Below are 8051 nucleotides of genomic sequence, written 5' to 3'. Positions count from 1 at the left end.
CGGCTCTCGGTGACGGTGTCGGTGTCGCCCTTGGCCATTGCCTTGAGCAGTTCACCACCGGAGCGGGTGCGGAACTCACGTCGGCCGCGTGTCTGCTCGCCGCCGCCGTCTTCGAGTACTCCGAGCCGGCGCACCAGCTCGGCGTTGTCGGTTCGGAGCTGCGCCACCTCGGGGTGGGCCGCGACCAGCCGCGCAAATTCTTCGGGGTCCATGGTTGATTCCTGTTCTGTTACAGCGCTTCTCACGCTTTCGATGACCGCGCCCTTGTAGGCGGGGTATTCCACGATCGACACCTCACGCAGTGCGACCTTCGTGCGGACAACCACACCGTCGCGGACTTCATGCTCGACGGGGAGGAACCCGACCGAGAAGAACTTCAGTACTCCATCGCGGGCGAGTTCGAGCACCTCGTCGCCGCGTTGGGTGTTGGCGATGCGGCACTCGACCTGCTGACCGCCGTCAACTGCTCGTGACGACACGAGCACACCAACCGGCAGATCGCCACGCTTGAAGCCGCCATGATTGGCGTGGACGGACACCAGCTCACCGTCCGTGATCGAGCCGCGGACGAACTGCTCGGTGTACTCGCCGGCGTTCGTGCGGACGTTGGTGATCTGGTCCCACGGGACGGCGATGCCGGAGATGATGCGGGACTGTTCATCCACGACACCAATTGCGGCAGTACGGATCTCGACATCTTCGAGCACGGGAGCCGATCGGGTCTCGATCGAGCGGGCGTCGATGACGGCCTGCCGGACGAAACAGTCCTTCGCCTCCAGCAGCTTTCGCAGTCCGGTCGTCAGCTCGGGGCCGGAACCTAGAGTGTCGGCCATCTCGGTTGCCATCTCGTGGGCAAACAGCGAGACGCGCTGCAAGTGAGCCGGCAAATGCTTGTACTCGAACAGGTCGAGCAGGTGCTGTGTCGCGGGATGATGGGTCATGCGGTCCTCTTGTTCAGTCGGTACCAGCGTCGGATCTGGCCGGCGGTCCAGTCGGGGCGTTCGTCGCTGGCGGCGCGTTCGAGGCAGGCGTCGAGGCCTGGGTCGATGGTGTGGATTTCTGCGCCGGCGCGGCGGTATTGGGCGAGCATGACGCGCGTCGGGTCGGTGTCGATGATCCATGCGTCTGTCACGACGCCCATGAGGATCTGCGAGATTGCGGCGTGTCGGGCTTTCTGGACGACGCGGCGCATCGGCAGTGGGGTGTCGTGGTGGCCGGTCGAGCCGAATGCGACTGCGAGACGGTCGAAGTCGACAATGGTGTCGCCGGGTTCGGCGTTGTCGGTGATGAACGTGGATTTGCCGGCGCACGGTGGGCCGGTAACGACGTGGATCATGCGTCGATCTCCTTCGGCTGGTCGACACGTTCGGAGGGGATCTTGGTGGGCTCGGCCTTCTGGATCTCGTCGCCGCCGGGGAGCTTCGCGAGGCCGTCGCGGGCGCGGAGCTCGTTCGGGGTGCGGGTGCGGTTGTTGACGTTGGCGGTGTCGACTTCAGCCTTTGTTTTCGAGTCCATGCGCAGCAGGCCGCTCTCGTCCAGCTCGACGCGGTGGCCGGAGGGGATCGGCTGCGAGAGGCCGGATTCGACGCTGTTCATGTACTTCGCCAGGGTGGTGGTGAGGAACTGCAGCGTCGACTGTTCGAGGTTCTGGTACGTGCGGGACTCGGTGCCGCCGGGGACGAGAAGGTCGAATGCTGGCGTACCGCAGATTCGGACGATGCGGCGGTCGATCGAGTCCTGCACCTCGAGCATCTGCGCTTCGGCGGGCTTGAGGTGCAGGGCGTTGTAGGTCAGGCCGGACGAGAGGATGACGCTGCGCCCGCGGTTCGAGGCGAGGAAATTGTTCCACCGGGTCTGGAGTTCCTGTGCCTGGCTCTCGTTCAGGTGGGTCTCGGTGTTGAGGGTGCCGGACGGCACGCCGGCATCGAACCAGTCGGCCTGGAAGTCGCGGAGGGTGATCGCTGCACGCAGCTCGGCCTGCGCCAGGTGACGCGGGCCGATGCCTCGTGCCTCGCCGGTGATGGCGGTGTGCTTGCGGTGGATGATCCGCGAGCGGGGAACCTCTTTGCCCATGTGCCCGTAGATGAGTGGACCCCAGGTGCCGTCCGGCTTGCGCATGCGGACGACGGTCATTTCCTCGGGCGAGGTCGGGATCAGGTTGACGGTCTGCGGGTCACCGACGCGGAGCCAGAAGAATTCTCCGTGCAGCATCAGGTCGTTGACTGCCAACTGCACGAACTCCTCGTAGTCCATGTCGAGGTTCGGCCGGCTGACGATCGACGGGTATTGCCGCGAGGTCGGATCGAGGAGCGCGCCGACGTTGTCGCGGACGGTCGGGCGCATCGAGGACATCATCGTGTTGATCTCGTCCATCGAGCGGGCGAATGCGGACACCTTGAGGGCTTCGCGCCAGCTCACGTCCAAAGATGTTCTGGCAGGAGGCATTACGCCGGGTAGTGGTGAGGTGCCGCCAGCGGAGTCGATCGACCCGCTGCGTGTCTCCACGCCGGTTCCGAATCCGAAGAACTTGCCGATTGCGTTCATTGCTGGGGAACGCTAATCCCATCGGTGTGATTCTCATGTCCGGGTTTTCAGAAGACGCTGATGGGAATGCCTGTGGGTTGCTGCTGCTCGGCGATGAACACACCCATCACCATCGCGTACACCGCGTCGATGTCACCGAGCGATTTGTTCATGTCGATCACCACACCCTGGCCGGCCGACACGGTGACGGTGCGGGGGATCTGCTGCTCGATCTCGAGGTCGCCGGCGTGCTTGAGTCGACCATCCTTGATCATCGAGTGGACGGTGGCGGTGGCGTTCGCGATGTTCCCTCGGGTCATGTACTCGGCCGGCAGGTGATGCTGCTGGCCCAGGGCGAGGACGGTCTGACGCATCGTCTCGGCGTCCGTGACGAACTTCTCCACCTGGACCACCTTGGACAGCTCCACCAGTTTCCGCTCCAGCAGCTCGGTGTTGCCGAACGTGATGGTGCCGATCAGCTGGGTATAGACCACTTCCTCGTGCTTCACCGACGCCACGATCGACACGTAGTCCCACGATCGACGGGACCGGGCGAACGAAATGATCAGCGGGTTCCTGCGGGCGACGGCAGGGATCGGCCCGAACTTGGTCGCGTTCCACACCGGCAGCGGCATCCAGATGTTCTCGACGGACACCATCTCGTTACGGCGGTAGCGGCGATACTCGCTCTCCTGCATACCTTTTCCGTTGCGCAGCTCCGACTCCAAGTCGATGCGGCCGGACGCAATGGCGGGGTTCGCCTGGATGAGCGCCTCGGGTGAGTACAGCGACAGCTCGGGATCGGCCACCCAGAAGAAGAATCCGAACCTCGGGTTGTGGTCGTCGGCCTTCGCTGCGGCAGCCTCGCCGGTGGCGTAGAGCAGTTTCAGCAGCTCGGAATTGTCGTCACCGGAGGTCGTCAGTCCGAGCACGAGTGCCTTCGGCTGCGCCGACGCACCGAGCACGAGAGCATTCCACGCGCCGGGCTTGAGGATATGCAGCTCGTCCAGCAGCATCAGGTTGCCCGAAAAGCCCTGTAGCCCTTTACCATCACCGGCAGCCTTGACGACATAGTTCGCGGGTTTGCGAGGGTTCTTGCTGGTGATACCGGATCGGTCGGTGGTCTTGAACCGAGACTCCAGCAGCGGCACGTTGTCCACGCAGTACCGCGTCTTGCGGTACAGGTTCTTCGCCTGCTCGACGGTGCTCGCGAGGGAGATCACATCGGGCGCACGGGGCACCATGAGGATCAATCCGTACAGCGCGAACACCGCACCGAGGACGGTCTTGCCGTTCTGACGGCCCATGCTGATGACGACCTGCTGGTACACGAGCTTGCCTGCGAGAGCTGGGTTCTCGTAGTCGGCCGGGTACTTCTGCAGCACCTCACGAATGAGCCACTTCTGCCACGCGTCCAGGCCGAACTCGTCGGACTGCTCGAACACGAACACCGCCTCAGCGAGACGGATGAGCATGTCACCCTCGCTGTAGTCGGGGTTCTCGATCGGACGCGTGTACCTCGAGGGCATCCACACCGGCGCTTCGACCATGGCCGGCGCGGTCATGCCGGCGGCGGCGGTCCGTGCAGGATGCGTTCGAGGGCATCATCGAATGGGTCAGACTTGTCCGTGCCGGCGTCATCTGGTTTACACTTGCGCAGCTCCACGAACAACATGCGGAACTCCATGGTGAGACCTGCTGGGAGTGCTTGCCCCTTAGTGGTTTTCACGTCCAGCAGTCGAGCCACATGCATCAGGGACGTGACCAGCGGCGCTTCCGAATCGTCCACCCACTCGTTCGCAGACAGGAACGTCGTGACCGACTCCTCGTACGTCTCACTCAGCACGATGCCCACCGGGACCACCACCTCTCACTCCATGCATGACATCATGCATGATCAACCATCCACCATGCATGACGCCATGCATGAATATTCACTCGATTCTCGTCCCAACTGCTGGAACTCGACCTCCAGCCACCCTGGGGGTGAACATTTGGGAAGCCCCTCGGTGTCGACCGTCCCCTTGGCAAAAACCAAGGGGCCTGCGACACCCCACCATGCATAGATTCCATGCATGACAGTGGATGATCATGCATGGATGAGTATGCATGATCATGGATGATTCTATGCATGACGCACTGACGGATCGAGATGCTCTTCGAGGTGCTGCTGTAGCAGCCACTCCATCTGTGCGTGCGGCATGGTCACGTACTCCATCACGCCCTCGTTCGAGTACCACTCCACTACCAAGCCATACGCACAGCCCTCGTGTGGGCAGTACTTAGTGGTGCGCACCTGTAGCTGAGGGAAGGGGTTCTCGATCATGTGCTTACTCCGAAGTAGTCAGTGTGGAACCACGTCTTGCGGCCGGCCTCCACCTTGTCACCCTTGCGCCTGTTGCAGCCGAAGCACAGCAGCATCAGGTTGTCCTCCTCGTGGCAGCGCACTATCACCCACGGCACCACGTGGTCGATCTCGCATCGGTCATCACTGCCACACTTCTGGCACACATAGCCGGCCCTCGATCGGACACGAGCAGCCATGTCCTTCGGTATGTCGGGCCTGCGTTCGTCAGCCATGGAGCGCCCTCTTCACTAGTTCCATCCGTGCCTCCACCACATGCTCTGCGTTGTGGTGGTCGGGTATGGGCACGCCGGCCCACACCATGCCGAGAGCGTGATGCTTCAACGCGAGATGCGCGCACATGGCCATGACAGGGCAGCCAGCACACAGCTGCTCAGCGGCGTCACGCTTCGTCTTCCACTGCCCGCCAGCCACATTCGCATACTCGTACTCAGCAGCACGCCCTCGACAACGGCTCACCGGAAGAAGCTCTCCAACGGCTCACGCTCACCGCATACGCAGTGATGTGGACCTCTATGGCCCGGCTCAAGCACGCAGAGATGGTCGATATCGCCAGGGTCGGGCCACTCGTGATCGCAGATCATGGCTCGATCACCGGCTCTTCGATGATCTCGGGCTCGGTGTAGCCCCACGACATCGAACCCATCACGTTGCCCTCGGCATCATCGACCTGGACCACGATCATCTTCCGCTCCACGTCGTACGACACCGACGCGAACCGACCCGGCAGGCCATCGAGCGGCACCAACTGGCCCGCCATCAGACACTCACCGCCCACGAGGCACCCTCGCCGTCGCAGTGCACGCCGAGATGACCAGACTTCTTACGGCACAGCAGCGAACCGAATCCGTCCTCCGTCTGCGCATTGCACCGCGTGGCCTCGCTGTCGTTCCACCGGAACTCGTGATCGTCATGGTTACCCACATGGCCGGCATCGAGCCGGCACCGCCGGGGTAGATCGCTGGACAGATCAGATGCAGCACGAGACGGGCATTGTGTGCGTTCTTCCCAGGTCGCACCGTCACGATCGCGATGATGCCCGACGTGACCTGCGAGCCGGATGCAATGCAGCGTCCTGCCGGTGATTACGGAATCGGAGAACTCATGACACATCAGCTCCCCGCCGTTGACTTCGACTGCGAGCATGTCGGCACCGTCCTGGGCGACGATGTGCAGCAACGCTTCAGCGGCCGACTCCAGCGACTTACGCGCCGCCACGATCGAGCCGAGCGCCTGAGTCACATTCCATCGGTGATCGTCAGTCTCGGGTAGCCGAGACAACAGATGATTCGCCGCGCCCTCGATCACGATGGCCGGCCCAACCAGATCCGCTACTTGGAACGATGTCGCATCAAGCAACGTCGCCAGCTCCTTGTCCATCACAGCTTGCCGTTCCTCAGGTAGTCCTCGAACTTGCTGGCACGCAGAATCGTTCGATTGGTGGTGGAGGCGTATTGGACCGAGTCCGTGGGGGTCTCGGCAATGGACAGTGAGACGGCGAGTGACAGCGCGGTCACTCGCGTGTTGTCGTCCTCGAATCGGTCTGGCATCAGAACAACATCCCTTCAGGTACCGGCACCGCGTGCCGAATGTGATCGGACCCAACGAGAGTCAGGCCGCGTGAGTATCGAGCCGCCGCCGCCAGGTACAGGCCGGCCTCGGGCAATGTGATCGGTTCGCACCGACGAATCGGTGAGTTGTACATGTTGGCGAACAGCACCACATCTCGGTTGTGAGCAGCGGTCGATACAACGAACGATGCAGTGTCCGGTCGTGGTCCACTGCTGTGCTCGAAACCGAACTCATGTTCCGCACATACGGATTCGACTGCCTTCACTATCGACGGCGACGAACTGTAGAGACGTACAACGATCGCGCTCACCTATTACTCCTTCCTATAGATCCGAGTGGGTCACCCAACCGAAGACGGAATGGGGGCCTTGCTTGGGGACCTCCCAAGCCACCTCCCAAATTTCCGAACCCCGTTTGTCCGCACCAACGCCTCTAGCCTCACGTCCACTGGGACGCAAGGCCTTTCAGGTATTACCCGACATCGCAATGATCAGTTGCGAGCAGGTCCCAGCAGCTAGTTCTGCCGAGCTTCGTAAGGGTCCACATGACTAGAGCGGTCGGTTAGCGTCGGACTCACCAGATAGCGACGTAGAGCACGTCAGATCGGCGCTGCGGCATCACCGTCCAGCTGAGAGGGGTACGCAAGCCTGTTCATCGAATCGCGGCAGTCACGGCACACGTTCGGTACGGGAATGATTCGCTTGGGGTTGAACGGGCGCTCGCACACGTCGCACACGACGCGCTGCAAGCGGTCTCCGTGGTCGATCATGGCTTGTCTCCGGCCGCTATCTGCCAGTAGTGCGCTCGGTCGAGTTGGTGGGCCTGCTCGATGGTGTCTGACTCCACGTAGGCCAACTCGGCGCGCCTGTAGGCAGCAGCAGCGAGTACTTGGCATTCGTGGGCCGTCAGCGCGAGCGTGCGGAGCGCGGCCCGGTCGTCGGGATCTGCGGGGTGGCTTCTCACTGGTGGATCACCCACCGAATCTGCGGTTCATTCGTCGTTGAGAAGCAGGGGCGAAGAACCTCGATCACGTCATCGAACCAACGGATTTCGTCCCAGCGGCAGTAGATGACTAGCTCGTCGAGCAGTACGCCTCGACCCGCTCCAAGGTGTCGAATAGACCTGGGAGACCAGACCTCGTGTGCGCCGAACTCCATGCGGTCTTTCAGGCCCGACGCGTGGACGTGGTCCAACGTGCGGCCGATGATGACGCGCCGCCTCACCGGCATCAGCCCTGACCGCCGGCGAGGACGTAGCCGGCCAGCATCGCGAGCAGAATGCATGCGAAGCCACACGAGGGCAATAGCCACCACAGGAACGCTTTGCGGATGAACTCACGCAGCTGCTCGGTGGGCCACTGAGGGCGATCGGTCGGCGTCACGTATCGGCTCATGCATCTGCCTTCGGTTTCGCGAGAGATTCGATCTCGTCGCGGTCGAATAGGTGCGCTCCGGTGACGCCAGGCATCTTCACTGCGGTGAGTTGGCCGGCTGCGGCGCGGCGGTTCACGGTGGCTTTGCTCACACCGAGGAGCCGAGCGGCTTCGGCTGCGCCAATTACATCCATGTGATCCACAACGACGAGTGTGAGT

The 8051-nt window shown here is 62.5% G+C and carries 15 protein-coding genes; all 15 read right to left on the bottom strand.

The features are described 5' to 3' along the window. On the bottom strand, positions 1–941 hold a 941-nt coding region (locus A2J02_RS28075; protein WP_197477950.1), incomplete at its 3' end, for an HK97 family phage prohead protease. Continuing rightward, a complete protein-coding gene (locus A2J02_RS05865) occupies positions 938–1336 on the bottom strand; it encodes a hypothetical protein (protein ID WP_068047989.1) in 399 nt (132 codons plus the stop codon). The genes A2J02_RS28075 and A2J02_RS05865, both read right to left, overlap by 4 nt. Next, positions 1333–2418, bottom strand: a complete 1086-nt coding sequence (locus tag A2J02_RS05860; protein ID WP_197477949.1) for a phage portal protein — start codon at positions 2416–2418, stop codon at positions 1333–1335. The genes A2J02_RS05865 and A2J02_RS05860 overlap by 4 nt, the downstream gene beginning before the upstream one ends. A 173-nt stretch (positions 2419–2591) precedes the next feature. Beyond that, positions 2592–4088, bottom strand: a complete 1497-nt coding sequence (locus tag A2J02_RS05855) for a terminase large subunit domain-containing protein (protein ID WP_068047983.1) — start codon at positions 4086–4088, stop codon at positions 2592–2594. Further along, positions 4085–4378, bottom strand: a complete 294-nt coding sequence (locus A2J02_RS05850) for a hypothetical protein (protein ID WP_156516113.1) — start codon at positions 4376–4378, stop codon at positions 4085–4087. Before A2J02_RS05850 ends, A2J02_RS05855 begins: the two co-directional genes overlap by 4 nt. Before the next feature lie 467 nt (positions 4379–4845). Next, a complete protein-coding gene (locus A2J02_RS05840; protein ID WP_082898828.1) occupies positions 4846–5103 on the bottom strand; it encodes an HNH endonuclease in 258 nt (85 codons plus the stop codon). After that, a complete protein-coding gene (locus tag A2J02_RS29020; RefSeq protein WP_082898829.1) occupies positions 5096–5347 on the bottom strand; it encodes a WhiB family transcriptional regulator in 252 nt (83 codons plus the stop codon). Before A2J02_RS29020 ends, A2J02_RS05840 begins: the two co-directional genes overlap by 8 nt. Positions 5348–5468: 121 nt before the next feature. Then, complete coding sequence (locus tag A2J02_RS05830) at positions 5469–5648, bottom strand: hypothetical protein (RefSeq protein ID WP_068047969.1); 180 nt, start codon at positions 5646–5648, stop codon at positions 5469–5471. Further along, positions 5648–6268 (bottom strand): hypothetical protein, encoded by a 621-nt coding sequence (locus A2J02_RS05825; protein ID WP_068047966.1) that lies wholly within the window; start codon positions 6266–6268, stop codon positions 5648–5650. Before A2J02_RS05825 ends, A2J02_RS05830 begins: the two co-directional genes overlap by 1 nt. After that, positions 6268–6438, bottom strand: coding sequence for a hypothetical protein (locus A2J02_RS27610; RefSeq protein WP_156516112.1), 171 nt, complete (start codon positions 6436–6438; stop codon positions 6268–6270). The genes A2J02_RS05825 and A2J02_RS27610 overlap by 1 nt, the downstream gene beginning before the upstream one ends. Continuing rightward, entirely contained in the window at positions 6438–6770 is a 333-nt protein-coding gene (locus tag A2J02_RS05820) for a hypothetical protein (RefSeq protein WP_156516111.1), read from the bottom strand. The genes A2J02_RS27610 and A2J02_RS05820 overlap by 1 nt, the downstream gene beginning before the upstream one ends. 288 nt (positions 6771–7058) lie before the next feature. After that, positions 7059–7229, bottom strand: a complete 171-nt coding sequence (locus tag A2J02_RS27605) for a hypothetical protein (protein ID WP_156516110.1) — start codon at positions 7227–7229, stop codon at positions 7059–7061. Continuing rightward, the gene (locus tag A2J02_RS05815; protein WP_068047960.1) at positions 7226–7423 is read right to left on the bottom strand and encodes a hypothetical protein; all 198 of its coding nucleotides are present in this window, start codon (positions 7421–7423) and stop codon (positions 7226–7228) included. Before A2J02_RS05815 ends, A2J02_RS27605 begins: the two co-directional genes overlap by 4 nt. Before the next feature lie 265 nt (positions 7424–7688). After that, positions 7689–7853, bottom strand: coding sequence for a hypothetical protein (locus tag A2J02_RS27600; protein ID WP_156516109.1), 165 nt, complete (start codon positions 7851–7853; stop codon positions 7689–7691). Further along, positions 7850–8051, bottom strand: a 202-nt coding sequence (locus A2J02_RS05805; protein WP_068047953.1) for a helix-turn-helix domain-containing protein, incomplete at its 5' end; no start/stop codon positions are given. The genes A2J02_RS05805 and A2J02_RS27600, both read right to left, overlap by 4 nt.

Source organism: Rhodococcus sp. EPR-147 (assembly GCF_001647185.1).
Taxonomy (GTDB): Bacteria; Actinomycetota; Actinomycetes; order Mycobacteriales; family Mycobacteriaceae; genus Rhodococcoides.
Note: the sequence above shows the minus strand (reverse complement) of the source record. Positions and strands in the feature narration are given on the sequence as shown.

Bases quoted from the DNA above. Each gene is read 5' to 3' on its own strand.
- A2J02_RS05865 (WP_068047989.1), bottom strand. From the start codon at position 1,336: ATGATCCACGTCGTTACCGGCCCACCGTGCGCCGGCAAATCCACGTTC.
- A2J02_RS27610 (WP_156516112.1), bottom strand. From the start codon at position 6,438: ATGCCAGACCGATTCGAGGACGACAACACGCGAGTGACCGCGCTGTCA.
- A2J02_RS05830 (WP_068047969.1), bottom strand. From the start codon at position 5,648: ATGGCGGGCCAGTTGGTGCCGCTCGATGGCCTGCCGGGTCGGTTCGCG.
- A2J02_RS27605 (WP_156516110.1), bottom strand. From the start codon at position 7,229: ATGATCGACCACGGAGACCGCTTGCAGCGCGTCGTGTGCGACGTGTGC.
- A2J02_RS05840 (WP_082898828.1), bottom strand. From the start codon at position 5,103: ATGGCTGACGAACGCAGGCCCGACATACCGAAGGACATGGCTGCTCGT.
- A2J02_RS05825 (WP_068047966.1), bottom strand. From the start codon at position 6,268: ATGGACAAGGAGCTGGCGACGTTGCTTGATGCGACATCGTTCCAAGTA.
- A2J02_RS27600 (WP_156516109.1), bottom strand. From the start codon at position 7,853: ATGAGCCGATACGTGACGCCGACCGATCGCCCTCAGTGGCCCACCGAG.
- A2J02_RS05855 (WP_068047983.1), bottom strand. From the start codon at position 4,088: ATGACCGCGCCGGCCATGGTCGAAGCGCCGGTGTGGATGCCCTCGAGG.